The organism is uncultured Parasphingorhabdus sp. (genome assembly GCF_963677535.2).
Lineage (GTDB): Bacteria > Pseudomonadota > Alphaproteobacteria > Sphingomonadales > Sphingomonadaceae > Parasphingorhabdus.
Genome location: NZ_CAXXUT010000003.1, coordinates 1 through 16,314, shown reverse-complemented (window position 1 = coordinate 16,314; position 16,314 = coordinate 1). Strand labels below are relative to the sequence as shown.

The 16,314-nt window shown below is 60.7% G+C and carries 13 protein-coding genes; 3 read left to right on the top strand and 10 right to left on the bottom strand.

Annotated elements, in window-relative coordinates; translation table 11 throughout:
* Positions 1–237: 237 nt before the first annotated feature.
* The 6 genes from ACHZCJ_RS07055 to ACHZCJ_RS07030 form a co-directional block, all read right to left on the bottom strand.
* Entirely contained in the window at positions 238–3,423 is a 3,186-nt protein-coding gene (locus ACHZCJ_RS07055) for an autotransporter domain-containing protein (RefSeq protein ID WP_321325104.1), read from the bottom strand.
* Between the two features lie 273 nt (positions 3,424–3,696).
* Positions 3,697–5,109, bottom strand: a complete 1,413-nt coding sequence (gene glnA / locus ACHZCJ_RS07050; RefSeq protein WP_159640470.1) for a type I glutamate--ammonia ligase — start codon at positions 5,107–5,109, stop codon at positions 3,697–3,699.
* A 48-nt stretch (positions 5,110–5,157) separates the two neighbouring features.
* Complete coding sequence (locus ACHZCJ_RS07045; RefSeq protein ID WP_159640473.1) at positions 5,158–5,496, bottom strand: P-II family nitrogen regulator; 339 nt, start codon at positions 5,494–5,496, stop codon at positions 5,158–5,160.
* A 237-nt stretch (positions 5,497–5,733) separates the two neighbouring features.
* Positions 5,734–7,857 (bottom strand): PQQ-dependent dehydrogenase, methanol/ethanol family, encoded by a 2,124-nt coding sequence (locus ACHZCJ_RS07040; protein WP_321325098.1) that lies wholly within the window; start codon positions 7,855–7,857, stop codon positions 5,734–5,736.
* Positions 7,858–8,002: 145 nt separating this feature from the next.
* On the bottom strand, positions 8,003–9,094 hold the full coding sequence (locus tag ACHZCJ_RS07035) for a sensor histidine kinase (protein WP_394700064.1): 1,092 nt from the start codon (positions 9,092–9,094) through the stop codon (positions 8,003–8,005).
* A gap of 101 nt (positions 9,095–9,195) precedes the next feature.
* On the bottom strand, positions 9,196–9,498 hold the full coding sequence (locus tag ACHZCJ_RS07030; RefSeq protein WP_321325094.1) for a hypothetical protein: 303 nt from the start codon (positions 9,496–9,498) through the stop codon (positions 9,196–9,198).
* Here ACHZCJ_RS07030 and ACHZCJ_RS07025 point away from each other — a divergent pair.
* Positions 9,481–10,362, top strand: a complete 882-nt coding sequence (locus ACHZCJ_RS07025; RefSeq protein ID WP_321325092.1) for an OmpA family protein — start codon at positions 9,481–9,483, stop codon at positions 10,360–10,362. The genes ACHZCJ_RS07030 and ACHZCJ_RS07025 overlap by 18 nt on opposite strands.
* A 103-nt stretch (positions 10,363–10,465) precedes the next feature.
* Here the strand turns inward: ACHZCJ_RS07025 and ACHZCJ_RS07020 are convergent, their stop codons facing one another.
* The 4 genes from ACHZCJ_RS07020 to map all read right to left on the bottom strand — a co-directional run bounded on the left by ACHZCJ_RS07020 (position 10,466) and on the right by map (position 13,951).
* A complete protein-coding gene (locus tag ACHZCJ_RS07020; protein WP_321325090.1) occupies positions 10,466–10,609 on the bottom strand; it encodes a hypothetical protein in 144 nt (47 codons plus the stop codon).
* A gap of 201 nt (positions 10,610–10,810) precedes the next feature.
* Complete coding sequence (locus tag ACHZCJ_RS07015; RefSeq protein WP_159640485.1) at positions 10,811–11,440, bottom strand: peroxiredoxin; 630 nt, start codon at positions 11,438–11,440, stop codon at positions 10,811–10,813.
* Positions 11,441–11,635: 195 nt separating this feature from the next.
* Positions 11,636–12,082, bottom strand: a complete 447-nt coding sequence (locus ACHZCJ_RS07010; protein WP_321325088.1) for an RcnB family protein — start codon at positions 12,080–12,082, stop codon at positions 11,636–11,638.
* Positions 12,083–13,126: 1,044 nt separating this feature from the next.
* Complete coding sequence (gene map / locus ACHZCJ_RS07005; protein ID WP_159640491.1) at positions 13,127–13,951, bottom strand: type I methionyl aminopeptidase; 825 nt, start codon at positions 13,949–13,951, stop codon at positions 13,127–13,129.
* Between the two features lie 121 nt (positions 13,952–14,072).
* Here map and ACHZCJ_RS07000 point away from each other — a divergent pair, with 121 nt between their 5' ends.
* Both ACHZCJ_RS07000 and ACHZCJ_RS06995 read left to right on the top strand, forming a co-directional pair.
* The gene (locus tag ACHZCJ_RS07000) at positions 14,073–15,815 is read left to right on the top strand and encodes a sulfatase-like hydrolase/transferase (protein ID WP_321325085.1); all 1,743 of its coding nucleotides are present in this window, start codon (positions 14,073–14,075) and stop codon (positions 15,813–15,815) included.
* A 40-nt stretch (positions 15,816–15,855) separates the two neighbouring features.
* On the top strand, positions 15,856–16,314 hold a 459-nt coding region (locus ACHZCJ_RS06995), incomplete at its 3' end, for a competence/damage-inducible protein A (protein WP_321325083.1).

The following is a 16,314-nucleotide window of genomic DNA, read 5'->3' as shown; positions in this document are numbered from 1 at the left end:
TTCCATTGGAACGGGGGATGGAATGGAAAGCGCGACACCCGTCAGATCGGCGCGCGGCGAAACGAAGCATGCCACGAAATATGCTTGCCATGCCGCGCGGCCGCCCCGGCTGGTCTTCCCGATAATATAGACCCCGAGAGGTCGGCAGATCGCAAGATCAGACGGCGCAGGCCCGGCGCATCAGCGCGCATCGTGAATGCATGATGACAGGCGCGGCGGATTGTCCGATGCGGGATCCTAGAATGCCAGGCTTAGCGAGGCGCGGGCGGAATAGCCGACATCATCCTCCGTTTTCTCGGCTCTGGCCGACAGCTGCCAGGTAAAGTCCAGCCCGCCCGCCAATATGCGGGCTTCGCCCAGCCAGCTGCTGTCCAGCCCGTCGGCGGTCAGGCTGAACTCCTCGCCGTCAAGAAAACTGGCCGTGGTTGTGCCAAGAGATCCGGCCAGATGGTGCCGGCGCCCGCCCTCCAGTTCAAAGGTCAGGGGCGTGAAATCCTTCCGTTTGCTCCCGAGCCGATAGACAGCGGCCACGGTCGTGGCTGCGGTTAGGGAGTCGCTGGTGCGGCCGTCGACATACAGGTTCAGACTATCGCCGCCGCCGGTTTCGTCATAGCTGCCTTCGTGCAGGCGATAATAATCAAAAGTGGCCTTGGGGCGGAATGTCAGCCGACTGCCGACATCCAGATCGTAAGAAACACCCCCGGCGCCGGAAAGCATCCAGCCGTTCCAGTCGGCTGTCGTGCTGGCGCTATACTCGGTATCATCCGCTGTCGCGGTCAATGTGCGGGTGCTGGACAGGGAGAGATAGGAGGCCGATATCCGGCTGAACGCGTAGAGCGGTCCGCTATCCATCCGCCAGAATGCGCCAAGTTCGTGCTGCGACGCGTCGACGATACCCGTGCCGTCATTATTCTCGATCTCGCCGCTGGTATAGGCATAGGACAGCCCGAGATTTCCTATTTTTGACCAGCGTTCGAGACCCATGGATACGCCCCAGCCACTGGTTTTATAGGACGCGGCATCGCCGGCGTCTTTGTCATTGCCCCAGAATATCGGTTCGATCCATCCGCCGACATTGCTGACGTCATAGAGGGAGGAATCATCCGTGATATGCAGCGCGGCCAGTCGCGACCCGCGGGTGGCAAAGTCAAAAATACCGCCGGAATGATCCGGCAGGAACTGATCGATCTGGTTTTGCAGTGTCTCGGCATCCTCGATCTGCAGGAAGCTCGTTGCCAGCGTCTCATCGGCCGCGCTCGCAGTGATGATCGCGTCATAGGCCGATGTTCCCGCGCCGCTCAGCCCCAGTTCTTCCGCTTCCTTCCGGCGGATGTCGAGGACCAGATCATTGCCGGACAGGCTGGTCTCGCCGGCAAAGATGAAGGGTAGCTCCGTCGTTGCGGAATCAAAGTCGGGGGTGCCGGTGATTTCCGATGCAGTCAGCACCACATAGGTTCCGTCGGCTTGCTCGAGCGAGGAAATCGTCGTGGCGATTTTTGCGCCGCTTTCGAAGGTGGCGCTGTTCACGTTATACAGCGAGCTGGTGCCTTCCTCGCCGTCAATATAGACACCGAGCGAACCGTCCGCACCCACGGTCAGGCTGTCAAAGGTCGATGTTTCGGCGGCGCCGATACCGAATGTTCCGCCGTTGACGACGACCGACACGCCCGATCCGTTCTGCACGGTACCGGTATAGACCGCGCTGTCGTTCACGGTTACCAGCACGGATTGTCCGGCCCCGTCGATATCGCCGACGAAAGCGGATTCGCCGGACAAGGTCATGAGCCCGGTGCCGGTGCCGAAATAGACGTCGCCGGTATAGACGGCATCGTCCGACAGGGTGAGCGTATCATTGCCCGCGTTGAAATAGGTGTCGCCGGTAATGATGCCGGCGCTGGCACTGATCAGGTCATTCCCCGATCCGGTTACGATATCGCCGATGATCGCGGTATAAATGGTATCATCGGTCTCGCCGTCTTCGAGCTCCGCTTCGATATCCGCCTTGGTTTCGGCATCCTCGTCGTTGAGATACTGGATGATCGTCAGTCCGGTGGTGTTGCTCGACGCGGCGATCGCCTGCCGGATGTCCTCGCTCGACGCCGAGGTCGTTATGAACCCGGAATTGTCGATCGATGTCAGTGATCCGGACAGATCCCTGATCGCATAGACTTCGCCTTCGCCGGTGGACGTGAGATTGGCAGACAGAGAGCCGGTAACCGCAATGCGGTCCACGACAGAATCCTCGTTGATCAGCAGAGCGGTGGCCGCGGAATCATAGCTGGTGGCGCTCAGCGTGCCATTCAGTTCGATACCGCCGGCAACGTCCACTGAACCGCCTTGTCCACCAATCACCAGCCCGAATGAGTCGGTAGAACTGTAACCGGCGCTGCTGACGATCGACCCGTCGATCACGAGTGAATAGCCGTCATCGCTGTCCGCGACCGTGCCGATGACGGTGTCGGCGGCGCCGCCGATCAGCATCGCCGGACCGTTGCCGGTCGAAGCGATATAGCCGGTGCCTTCCAGCGTATCCTCTATGCCGTCACCATCCTCGTCGTCATTGTCCTCGTCATCATCATCGGGCGCGATTGCAACCATGATACCACCACCGACATTGCCGCTGATTTCGACCGCCGCCGCGCCGGATCTCAGGTCCGTCCGGGACAGAGCTGTGGTCACGCTATCGTCATTGGTATAGCTGCTCAGTTGCCGGACCGCGCCCTGGAACGTCAGCGCCCCGTCAATATCGCCCTGCGAGGAAAAGGCCACAGAGCCTTCGCCGGCCACCTGTACATTGCCGCGCACGGTGACGTCTTCCGAAACGTCCTGGACCTTGATGCCATAGCTATTGTCGCCGATGACGGTGATCGTACCGGTGTTGGTGATCGAGCCGTCATAGGCGGAATCGACCACGATACCGCCGGAGTTCAGGCCTTCCACGGTGATGATACCGCTATTGTCGATCGATCCGCTCGCCGTGCCACCGCCGGCAACGTAGATACCATAACGGTTGCTGGCAGAGGCAATCGGGCCATCGGCAATCGCATTTGCATCTTCATCCTCCGAAACGAAATCTTCCAACACGGTAATCGTTCCGACATTGGAAATATTCGCATTGGTACCGGTCTCGACCAGGATGGCGATCGCGTCATCCGCGTCGCCGACGTTGATCTCGCCGACGACGACGGTCGAATCGTCTTCGTCCAGCCCTTCGATGGTCACGTCATTGTCGCTGTCCACCGTGATCGCCACACCCGAATCGATCGCGAGAATGCCGCCGTCGGTTATGATGATATCGCCGTCTATCGAGGTCAGGATCGGATCGGATGTTTCGCTGTCGATGGTGGTATCGGCGCGGGCGGGCAAGTGGGCGAGTGCTGTTGCAATGGCCAGGGCACAGGTCGTACTTCTGATAATACGCATAATGGGATCAATCCTGATGTCATGTTGAATGGGGGATTCAACAGGCTTCATTAATCCGGATTGTGGAAGAATTATGAGGATTGCGATGGGGCGTTGAACGGCGGCTCACGCCGGTAGAAACGCGCAGCCGGTCACCGTCAGCGGCTGCCCGATGTCAAAGTCCGCACATATTTTCCGGAGGCAAACGGGCCGTCGCTCGCGGCTCATGCCGTAACAAAAAAGCCCGGAGCGATTTCACGCCCCGGGCTTGTATTTCCAGTCTGATCGAAAAGATCAGCTGCTATAGTACATATCGAACTCGACCGGGCTCGGCGTGGTTTCGAAGCGGCTGACTTCTTCCCATTTCAGCTCGGCATAGGCGTCGATCTGGTCTTTCGAGAAGACATCGCCCTTGAGCAGGAATTCGTGATCGGCCTCCAGCGCTTCCAGAGCTTCGCGCAGCGAACCGCAAACGGTCGGAACTTCGGCCAGCTCTGCCGGTGGCAGATCATAGAGATTCTTGTCCATGGCATCACCCGGGTGGATCTTGTTCTCGATGCCGTCAAGACCCGCCATCAGCAGCGCTGCTGCCGACAGATAGGGGTTGGCAAGTGCATCGGGAAAGCGGAATTCGACGCGCTTCGCCTTGTCGCCGGCGCCATAAGGAATACGGCAGGATGCGGAACGGTTGCGGCTCGAATAAGCGAGCAGCACCGGCGCTTCAAAACCGGGGACCAGACGCTTGTAGCTGTTGGTCGTCGGGTTGGAGAAGGCGTTGATTGCCTTGGCATGTTTGATCACACCGCCGATATAATAGAGGCACATTTCCGACAGGCCGGCATATTCATTGCCGGCGAACAGGGGCTTGCCGTCTTTCCAGATCGACATATGGGTGTGCATGCCGCTGCCGTTATCTTCCTTGATCGGCTTCGGCATGAAGGTTGCGGTCTTGCCATAGGCATGGGCAACCTGCTGCACGACATATTTGTAAACCTGCGTACGGTCGGCGGTTTCGGTCAGCGTACCGAACGTGATGCCCAGCTCGTGCTGTGCGGCGGCCACTTCGTGATGGTGCTTGTCCATCGGCAGGCCCATTTCCAGCATGGTCGCAACCATTTCGCCGCGAATGTCCATGCAGCTGTCAACCGGCGCAACCGGGAAATAGCCACCCTTGGCGCGCGGCCGGTGACCCATGTTGCCGACATCATAATCGCGACCGGTGTTGGTCGGCAGCTCGATATCGTCGATCCGGAAGCCGGAGCGGTCATAGCCGTCTTCGAATTTCACATCGTCGAACATGAAGAATTCAGGCTCCGGTCCGACATAGACGGTGTCACCGATGCCGGTCGATTTCAGATAGGCTTCGGCGCGGACAGCGGTCGAGCGCGGGTCGCGGCTGTAGAGGGATCCGTCGCCGGGCTCGACAATATTGCAGACCAGAATCATCATCGGCGTCGCGGAGAACGGATCCATGTAGACCGCATCGAGGTCGGGACGCAGGATCATGTCGGATTCGTTGATCGCCTTCCAGCCCTCGATGGAAGAGCCGTCAAACATGAAGCCTTCTTCCAGAACATCCTCGTCAATGACTTCGGCGCACATCGACAGATGCTGCCATTTGCCGCGTGGGTCGGTGAAACGCACGTCGACCCATTCGACTTCGTGCTCCTTGATCATTTTCATAATGTCGGATGCTGAATTGCCCATATTGTAATCCCTTGGTTTTTCGGTGATTGGATGATTGTTAAAGAAAGATCAGATGGCGTCGTTGTCGCGCTCGCCCGTCCGGATACGCAGCGCCGCTTCAACCGGAATGACGAAAATCTTGCCGTCGCCGATGCGACCGGTCTGGGCCGCTGCGGCAATCGCCTCGACGGTACGGTCGGCCAGATTATCGTCAACGACGACTTCCAGCTTCACCTTGGGCAGGAAGTCGACGACATATTCTGCGCCACGATAAAGTTCGGTATGGCCTTTCTGCCGGCCAAAGCCTTTCGCCTCGGTCACGGTAATTCCGGACACACCGACTTCGTGCAGTGCTTCTTTGACCTCGTCCAGTTTGAACGGCTTGATGATGGCTTCGATTTTTTTCATTTTTACGTTCCCGTGTACCGCTACCCTGACAATTCCCCCGAACAGGAGTGGACCGCCTTGGCCGGGCACAATTGCCCGTTGCTATTCAATTACCATGCCAGAATCGATTCGCGAACAGAATCGCCGGAATGCTTGATAACGTTGCTAATCTGTTATCGGACGACTGACAATGCTGCTCAAAAAACAGGCATTTATCACGATGCATGACCAATATTTGGGCAGGCAATTGCCGCCAGATCAGCGCGGGGTTGGCGCGGTCATCTCGGGCAGGTTTTCCTTCGTCCAGATTGACCGGTTCACGACATAGTGGCGGATATTTTCCACCTGCGCGTCGCTGAGCTGTGATCCGAAGCCCACCATGCCGTGCTGCTTGAGCGCGCCGCCGGTGACAATCGAGGCCCAGGCCTGGGTGTCGGGCAACACGCCGCTGACCCGCAGATCAGGCGTGAAGCCGTTGCCGATCGCGCTGTCGCCGTGGCAGACGAGGCAATTGCGTCCGTAAAGGCCTTTACCGGCGGCAATCTGTTCCGGGGTGCCGGTCTGCACCGGCGGATCCCAGACCACTTCGCCTTTTTCAGGGAGCGGCGGGAAGGCGGCCTTGCCGCCGAGTTTCAACACCACCAGCCGGGGAATATTCGGTAGCTGGCGGGTAACCCCGCCGGCAACGCCCGCGACCAGCGGAAAGGCACCGCCCTTGCTGGTCAGGAAAGCGACATATTGCTCGCCGTCGATCATATAGGTGGAGGGCGCGCTGACGATGCCGGATTGCATCGGCAGGCTCAGCAATTCGGTGCCCTTGTCGGCCGAATAGGCCTTGAAGAAGCCGGTGCTGGTACCCTGGAAGACCAGATTGCCTGCGGTCGTCATCGTGCCGCCGTTCCAGGCCGCCGGATAATCGACGCCCCATTCGACCTTGCCGGTTTTGGGGTTGAAGGCGATCAGCCGTCCGGTGGTTGCGGCAATCGCGGCCTTGTAGACATCCTTGTCATCGGGCAACTGGCCAATGGCCCAGCCGATTCCGACGTTGAAGCCCAGCCGTTCGCGTTTCTTGTCAATCTCCGAAACCGGAACTTCATAACCCTGCGGAATCTGCTGGGCCGGAATATAGACAAGGCCGGTCTTCGGATTATAGCTCATCGGATGCCAGTTATGCGCGCCCAGCGCGCCGGGGATCGCGACAAACGGCTCCTTGGTCTTGTAGAAGCGGGCGGCGGGATTTTCGATCGGCCGGCCGGTGGCGAGATCATAGCCTTCCGCCCAATTGATTCCCTCGACAAAGGGTTCGGCGCTGATCAGCGTGCCGTCGAGCCGGTCGATAACGAAGAAAAAGCCGTTTTTCGGTGCGTGATACAGCACTTTGCGCATCTTGCCGTCGATCGGTAGCTCGGCCTGGATGATATGCTGGGTCGCGGTATAGTCCCAGGTCTCGGCCGGCGTTTCCTGATAATGCCAGAGATATTTGCCGGTGTCGGGGTCGACCGCGACAATCGAGGAGAGGAACAGATTGTCGCCTTCGCCGCCCGAGCGCAGCCCGTGGTTCCACGGATTGCCATTGCCGACGCCGAAATAGAGCTGGTCGAGGTCCTCGTCATAGACGATGCTGTCCCAGACCGTGCCACCGCCGCCGGATTCCTTCCATTCGCCATCACTCCAGGTCTTGTTCGCCGCCTTGGCGAAAATCTCGTCACTGGCCGCATTGTCCGGCTTTCCTTCCGGATTGGGTACCGTGTAGAAGCGCCATTTCAGCAGACCGTCGCGGACATTATAGGCCGAAACATAGCCGCGCACGCCGAATTCCGCGCCGCCATTGCCGATGATGACCATATTCTTGACCACCCGCGGGGCGCCGGTGATCGTATAGGGCTTGCTGTTGTCGGTGGTCTGGGTTTCCCAGAGTCGCGCGCCGGTATTCGCGTCAAGCGCGATCAGCCGGCCATCGATGGTGCCGAAAAACAATTTTCCGCGATTGATGGCAACGCCGCGATTGACCACGTCGCAACAGGCATCGACCGCTTTTTCGCCAGCCACGCCGGGATCATAGGACCAGAGTTCCTCGCCGGTCTTGGCGTCATAGGCAAAGACCTTCGACCATGCGGTGGAGATATAGAGCTTGCCATCGACGACGACCGGGGTCGCTTCCTGTCCACGGGCGTCGGGCAGATCCTTGAACCAGGCAATGCCGAGTTCGCTTACATTGCTGTCGTTGATCTGGCTGAGCGGGCTGTGCCGCTGTTCCTTGGCGTCAAAGCCGATATTGTCCCAGTCGGCGTTGACGACCGCGTCGCTTGCTGCGGGATCGCTGGTCTGACTCTGGCAAGCCACCAGCAATAGAGGAGCCAATAAAAATCCCAGCCTGCGCATAACCCGTCTCCTAAAAGTCGCCGAACGGTCTGCCGTCCGTGCAATTTAACTGACTAGCTAAACTTTGGGCGGCTGGTCAAGGACAATGGAGTGACAAGCGGCGGTTCATGCCTGTGCCAACACCGTTCCGATACCGCGGCTGTCGCTAGCCGTCACTACTCTCTAACCGCAATTCCATACCCGACCCTTCGGCGCGCCAATCGATCGATGCGCCGAGCGAGGTGGCCAGCGAACTGATTACCTTGGTTCCCAGGCCCGAATTGGCCGCCGCCCGCTCAGCGTCCTGCGGTCCGGCTGATCCGTTATCCTTGCAGACAATGGACCAGCGGTCATTCTTTATCGCAATCTCGCATTCGATTGCACCGCCGGCAGCCGAAAGGCCGTGCTTGACGCTGTTCGATACGAACTCATTGAAAATCAGCAGCAGGCCGTTGGCGAGATGCGGGGTGGCGTGATCACCGCTGACCGAGGTCGCAAGCGATATCCCCTCGGGCAGCAATTGCTGGAGGTCCAGGCTGACGCGCCGGAACAGCGAGGCAAGATCGACCAGCTGTCCCTGTTCCAGATCGTGCAACTCGGCGTGCAGCGAAGAGAGCGAGCGGATCCGCAGGCTTGCATCCTCGAGCGCCAGCCGCACTTTTTCATCCGGCGCGACGCGCGCCTTCATTGAAAACAGCGAGCCGATCGAGGCCAGCGAATTTTTCACCCGATGGTCGATTTCGCGGCGCAGCACCTGTTCGCGTTCCAAGGCCTGGCGCAGGTCCAGCTCCCGCATCACCTGATGCGAAAGGATCCGGATCACCTTGCGCTGCTGGTCGCTGAGCACGCGCGGCTTGTTGTCGAGCACGCAGAGTGTGCCCAGCGGCAGGCCGTTGGCGGCTCGCAATATCGCTCCGGCGTAGAAGCGGAACCCGGGATCGCTGGTGCACAGTGGATTGTCGGCCATCCGTTCATCGGCGAGCGTGTCTGGGATTTCGACAAAATCACCCTGCAGGATGACATGGCCGCACAGGCTGGTGTCGATTGGTGTCGATCGCACGCCCAGACCGACCTCGGCCTTGAACCACTGTCTTCCCTCGTCGATGAAATTGACTACCGATACCGGCGCGTCGCACAATTGCGCGGTCAGCTCGACGATCTCGTCGAATGCCTGCTCGCGCTCGGTGTCGAGTATGCCATAGCGGCGCAGTTCGCGCAGCCGCTCGGCTTCTTGCGGATGGAGTTCGGGCTTCATCATTTGCTGATAGCATATCGGTTGGGAGAAGGAAGGGACTCCGGCGCCGGCGAAACATGCGCGCTGCATTTTTCACTCAATGGCTCGGGCCGGGCCGGTTGCGGTCAGCACCATTTCGATGGCTTTTGCCGCTCCGCCGATAACGACTCGCCGCAGGACCCGCTCGGGCTGCCCGCAGAAAGGGCGATTCCGGCGGCCATGTTCATCGAGGCGACAGCATGGCCGCGCCAGTCCGGCGGCTGCTTGTTCACAGGCGGCGTCTGCGCCGTCCCGATCATGCCGCAAACCGAAAGGAAGATTGACAGGCGGCATCCCATCATCCCAGGTCCGGCCAGCCTGAAAGCCACGGGCACGGCGAGGCCGGACAGATTCCACCGAAGGAGAAAATCATGCGCACGAATTTCCATCCAGCGACCGCCAGCCTGCTGCTCGCTTCCGCTGCTTTCTTGACCCCGGCCAGCGTGCTGGCCCAGCAAGAAGCGCCCGGCGATATTGTCGTTTCCGGCCAGCAGGAAATCGACTTTGCCACGGCTATGGCAGAAGCGCCCGCAGGCCCCGAAATTGAAGGCGTCATTTCGGCGCGCCGCGACAACCGGTTGCAGGTCACCGCGGAAGACGGCGTGCGGACGGTCATCGGTTTCAATGAAGTGACCGAGATCAGGGCCAGCAAAGGCCTGTTCGGCATCGCCCGGGAAAGTCTGGGCGGCGAGGCGCTGCTCAATGGCTTGCCGGTTACCGTGAAGACGGTGCAGCTGGGCAATGATCTGGTCGCGCGCCAGATCAAGCTGAAGGGCAGCGATCTCAAGACCGCGAATATGATCCACAACGCCACCGCCCAGGGATTTGCCGAGCAAACTGCCGCAACCGAAGCGCTGCGCAGCCGGGTCAGCGATATTGACCAGTATAATGTCAAGGGCACGACCAATGTCTATTTCGACACTGGCAAGGCGGCGCTGTCTGCAAATGGCAAGGCCGACCTGTGCGCAACCACGGCGGCAGCCGATGACATGGACAACGCGCTGATCCTGGTGGTCGGCTATACCGACTCTACCGGCGACTATGACTATAACCAGCAACTCAGCGAGAAACGCGCCAGCCGCGTGGTCAACTATATCCAGCAAAATTGCGGCTGGAAGCCCTATCGCATGCTGACCCCGACCGGCATGTCCGAGGCCGACCCGATGGCGAGCAACGACACCGCCAGCGGCAAGGCGCAGAACCGTCGTGTTGCGGTCAACATCTTGGTCAGCAAGGGCCTCGACGGCCTCTGAGCAGGGCTGACGGATAGCGCGGGGTGGCTATGTCTGCCCCGCTTTCATTCTGTCTTGTGGGGAAAGATGCCGGTGCGACGGGCGCTGTGACCGGTCCTGTGCCCTAGCGCTGGTGGCGCCGGCGCTCCCCCTTGCGCCGTTCGTCATTGCGGCGTTCCGGTCCTTTATAGTCCGGGTCGTCGCGGACACGGCGATCCGATTGGCGGCGGTCGGCGGGCGATCCGTCGGCTGGATTTCTGCTAGACATATCCTTTGCTCCCCCTGAACAAATATATGCGACCTTTCAATGGTTTATTCTAAATATTGCAGACTGTAAACCATAAGTTTGCCGGCGCTGCGAAGCCGCGTTCTTGCGGCAAGCATGCCCGGCGGCCGTCAGCCCGGGTGATGGGCCAGGCGGGGCCGCCGGGCTGACGTCGCGCTGTCCGGGGAGGGCAGGTCAGCGCAATTAGCTGACGTCGGTGGTCCGCAGATAGGGCCGGTGCTCGGTCCAGCCTTGCGGGAACAGGCCTTTTGCCTCTTCGTTGCTGATCGATGGCGGGATGATCACTTCCTTGCCGATCTGCCAGTCGGCCGGCGTCGCAATCCGCTTGCGGTCGCTCAGCTGCAGCGCATCGATGACCCGCAGGATCTCGTCAAAATTCCGTCCGACGCTCATCGGATAGGTCATGGTCAGCCGAATCTTCTTGTCGGGATCGATGATGAACACCGACCGGACCGCAGCGGTCTCGCTTTCGTCGGGGTGGATCATGTCGTACATCTTGGCGATTGACAGGTCCGCATCGGCGACGATCGGAAAGGTGAGATTGGTATTCTGCGTGTCGTTGACATCGGCAATCCACTTGCGATGTTCCTCGGCGGTATCGGTGGACAGGCCGAGCGGCTTGGTGTTGCGCGCGGCGAACTGTTCGGCGAGCTGCGCGGTGCGTCCCATTTCGGTGGTGCAGACCGGGGTGAAGTCGGCCGGATGGCTGAAGAAAAATACCCAGCTGTCGCCGGCCCAGTCGTGCAGGCTGATTTCGCCATTCTGGGTGTCGACGGTGAAGTCCGGGGCGGTGTCTCCAATATGCAATGTCATGTCATTTCCTTTCTGATGGTGGAGCGCTTGTACCGCCCCGATCCGGAAATTTCCAATTCATTTACTCAATTACATTAATCGGATAAATGTAAGTTGGCGATGGGCTCTCCGCCGTTATCCTGTAGCCGTCACTGCATTGTCTCCGGCGGGGCGCTGTGCTGACGACCCGCGCCCCGCCGGACTGTTGCGCGCGACTCAGTAGATATTGGCTACGATCCGCACGATCAGATTGTTGCTCAGCCGCACGAGCAGGGCATCATTGCCGGCCCGCACCCAGACATAGCCGCTCGCCGGTGCCGACAGCTGGCGGTGCTGGCGATAGTCGATCCGCCGGTAATTCGGCGCCTTGGAGCGAACGAACCGCTGGCCCTTCGAGAAACCATGACTGGAGCTGGCGGATTTCGGGGGCGTAGCCGTGGCGCGACTGCTGCCGGTGTTGCTGCCGCTGGTCTTGCTGTTGCTGGTCTTGTTGCCAGCGGCCTGGCTGTTGGGGCCGGACTGCTGGCTGCTCTGCCGGCCATCCTGGGCGCTGTGGCTCTGCGTGTTCTGGCCGTGGTCGTTGCGCTGGTCCTGCTTCTGGGCCAGCGCGCCGGCGGGGGCCAGAAGCGCCAGGGCGCACAGGGTGGAGATCGTCTTTTTCATAAATATGTCCTCTTGTTGGGGGTAGTTACGGGATCATGATAGGCGCGGGGTGTCCGCCCGTCGCCGCAAAAACTGTCGTAAATTGTCGCCGGATCGCGACATTGATCCGTGCGCCGTAACAGATTCCGCGGCGGCATTGGGAGGGAGTGGGAGGCGAGCAACAAAGGGAGAAGCGGCGGGATGGTTCTCGGGGGAGAATTCTTGGGGTATTTTCCACCATCCATATTTGCCGCTCTGCTGCGTCGCCTCCCTATTGACGGGTTAGCCGCGCATTGTGGAGAGATTATGGATGGGGGGAAAGGACAGGGCGGTGAGCAGACGCGGCGCCAGCGAGCGCATGCCGTTTCTTGCAGATATGCCCCGAACGGGATGCTGGTCGTGCGCATCCCGCAGCACAGCATGGATCTAGAGCACCATTGAAAAGCCAGGGCCGCAGCGTTTCGACAATCTGCGCATCCACCCTGTCGTTTCGGATGTTTGCTCATACCATTGTAAGTTTGACCGATGAGCAAGCTCTTGAACTTCGCTATTATTCGGCCGACTGGCTCCAGTCCAATCTAGCGGTTTTATACCGGGTAAGGCCGACTGAGGCAGTGAGCATTTTTGACGGGTTCCTACGTCCATTTCTCAACGCCGCTCCAACATTCACGAAAAGCAGCATTGGTGAAACAACTATTGCTGGAGAGGTCCAGGTCACTTCTGAGGTTTCAAACGGAAAGGCAATTAATAGTCCCATCGGCAAGTTACCTATAGGCTTTCGCGCGAGAATGACGCCGAAGAAAGCAACGCCAAACAGCATTCAATGGAGGCAATACAGTTACTTGATGCGATCACAGGTGACGATCGGATTACGGTACCCTTTGGGCTTGCGGACGCCCTAAGCGTTCTCGGGGAGACAGATCCCCGAGTCAGGGAAACTCCGGAGTTTCGCAGGCTCATCGCTTTGGTCGAGTAGACAACAACAGCAATAGTGTGCCGGGTCTAGATCAATGGCTATTTGGATCCACCAACGCCTTTAAAGCCACCTCTCAGCAAGCCCAAAACCTAATAAGGCGGGCAATCCAGCCCGGTCGGGCTCTTCGTAAATATCTCGTTCCCGTCCTCGGTAATCCCGATACTATGCTCGAACTGCGCGGTTAGCGACCGGTCGCGGGTGACCGCTGTCCAGCCGTCATCCAGCATCTTGCAGGCATATTTGCCGATATTGATCATCGGCTCGATGGTGAAGAACATGCCGGGGCGCAGTTCCGGGCCGGTGCCGGGGCGGCCGGCGTGGACGACTTCGGGGGCGTCGTGGAACATCTGGCCCAGACCATGGCCGCAGAAATCACGGACCACCGAATAGCGGTGGGCTTCGGCGTGGCTCTGGATCGCGTGGGCGACATCGCCCATGCGGTTGCCCGGCTTCGCCTGCTCGATGCCCAGCATCAGGCATTCATAGGTGACCTGGACCAGCTTGCTCGCCTTGATCGGGGTCTTGCCGACTAGATACATGCGGCTGGTGTCGCCGTGCCAGCCGTCGACGATCACGGTCACGTCGATATTGACGATATCGCCCTCGTTGAGCTTCTTGTCGCCGGGGATGCCGTGGCAGACAACATGGTTGATCGAGGTGCAGCAGCTGTGCGTGAAACCGCGATAGCCGAGCGTCGCCGGGACCGCGCCGGCGGCGAACGCCTGTTGCCGGACCATGTCGTCGAGCGCGCCGGTGGTCACGCCGGGCACGACATGGGGGACGAGGCTGTCGAGTATCTCGGCGGCCAGCCGGCCGGCCTTGCGCATGCCTTCAAAACCTTCCGGCCCGTGCAGCTTGATCGCGCCGGTGCGGGATTGCGGGGTGGTGTCTTCTACGGTCATATAGTCTGTCATGCGGCCTATATAGGCATCGCGGCGCGGTTTGGCGATACCCCAATATGGCTGATTTTTGGATGATATTAACCGGATCGGTCTATGGCTCCGGCGCAGTTATGAATATGATTTCAGGGGCCTGATGCAAAACCGCCTAAAATATCTGTTGCTGGGCCTGTTCCTGCTGGCCGGAGCCGGGGAAATCTGGCGGCGGCTGGCGATGCTGGCGAGTCCGGAGATCCAGCCGGCGGGGCTGGTCGCCTTTGCCGGATTGTTCGTTCTCTGCACGATCAGCCTGACCGGCTTTGCCCTGGTCCGGAACGGCTGGCTGCGCTGGCCGCTGGCGCTGCTGCTGGCGGCCGGGTCGCTGCTGGTTGACGGCTATCAATGGGCGGTCGGCGATTTCATGGATTACGAGAGCTTCGTCACGATGGTCGAAAGCGCCGGCGATATCGGTAGCGCCGTGGCGCAGCAGGGCGGGGTGCTGGCGCTGGCGACGGGCCGGGCGGCGCTGTTGTTGTTCGCCGTCGGGCTGCAGCCGGCGGCCGGGGGCGGTCTTTGGGCAAGCGGCGCGCGATGGGCGGCGCTGCCGGTGATGCTGGGCCTGTCGGTGTTGCTGTTCTTCCGCGGTGGCGAGGGGAGCAGCGGCCTGCCGTCCTCGCACAGCGGCGCCAGCCTGGCGCTGCTCTATGCCTATGACACGGCGACCACCGACCGCAGCCCGCGCCGCGCGGTGACACTGCAGCCTGAGGGCAGGGAGGCGGGCGGCGATATCGTGCTGATCATCGACGAGAGCATCGCCGGCGCCTATCTCGATATCAACAGCGCGCACGGTGTCTATTCCGGGCTGGGCACGGACGGCGCGGCGGGCGATGTTCCGGTCCACAATTTCGGGCTGGCGACCGCGATCAACCATTGCAGCGTCGGCAGCAATGTTACCCTGCGCTTTGGCGGCACCCGCGACAATTATCGCGAGACCGTGCGCAGCGGTCCCTCGATCTGGGCCTATGCCAGGCGCGCCGGGCTCGGCACCGTCTATCTCGACGCCCAGCGCACCGGCGGCCGCTACCAGAACCGGATGGACGATGCCGAACGCGCGCAGATCGATGTCTGGGAGCAATTTGCCGATGTGCCGGTGGTCAACCGCGACCATGCGGTGGCCGACCGGCTCGCGGCCTATCTCAAGGACGGCGAGCCGCAGCTGATTCTGGTCAACAAGGTCGGTGGTCATTTTCCGGTCAGTGACAAGTTCCCGTTGAGTCACGCAAAATATCAGCCGATGCTCAAGCGCGGGCTGATGCCCGATGTCAGCGATATGGCGGGGCGGGACGGGATGGACGGCCGCGCGGCCAACTGGCGGCTCTATCGCAACAGCTATCGCAACACGCTGCTGTGGAGCGTCGGCGGCTTTTTCGACCGGCTGTTCGCGCAGGCCGGGCCGTCAATGGGACCGGATGGCGCGACGCTCCTCTACACCTCCGACCATGGCCAGAGCTTCCACGAGCGCGGTGGTGGCGGCGAGGCGACCCATTGCACGCCCGCGCCGCAGATCGAGGAAGGCGTTGTGCCGCTGGTGGTGATCGGCGGCGTGGCTGACGGGGAGCCGCGTGCGCGCTGGGCAGAGGCGGCGGCAGCGGGCCGGGACAGGAGCTCGCATTATCGCATCTTTCCGACCCTGCTCGGTCTGATGGGCTATGCGCCGGACGCGGTCGAGCCGCTCTATGGCCCCGATCTTTTTTCCGCCGCACCCGATCCGTTCACCTTCAACACCCGCTTCAACGCGCGGCTGGGCAGCGAGCCGGTGTGGCTGCACGTGCCGCTCGACAAGATCGCCCGCCCGCCGCTCTCCGACTATCGGGCGCCGGCGACAGGCAGCACCAAATAACATATTCCCAAAGCGCCCGGCATCGCTCTATAGCAGCGGTATGAGCAAAGAAAAAATCTGGACCGCCGCGCTGATCGTGATCGGTGATGAAATCCTCTCCGGCCGCACCCAGGACAAGAATATCGCGCAGATTGCCAGCTGGCTCAACGTCCAGGGCATCCGCCTTGCCGAGGTCCGGGTGGTCGCCGACGACATGGACCATATCGCCGAGGCGGTGAACATATTGCGCGCCCGCAACGACTATCTGTTCACCACCGGCGGCATCGGCCCGACCCATGACGATATCACCGTCGACGCGATTGCGAAGGCTCTGGGCGTCGAAGTCGTGATCCACCCCACGGCGCGCGCGATCCTGGAGAAATATTACGCCACCCGCGGCGGCCTCAACGAAGGCCGGCTGCGCATGGCCCGCGTGCCCGAGGGCGCCGAGCTGATCGAGAACCGCATGTCCGGCGCGCCCGGCATCCGCATCGAGAATCTGTTCCTGATGGCTGGCGTG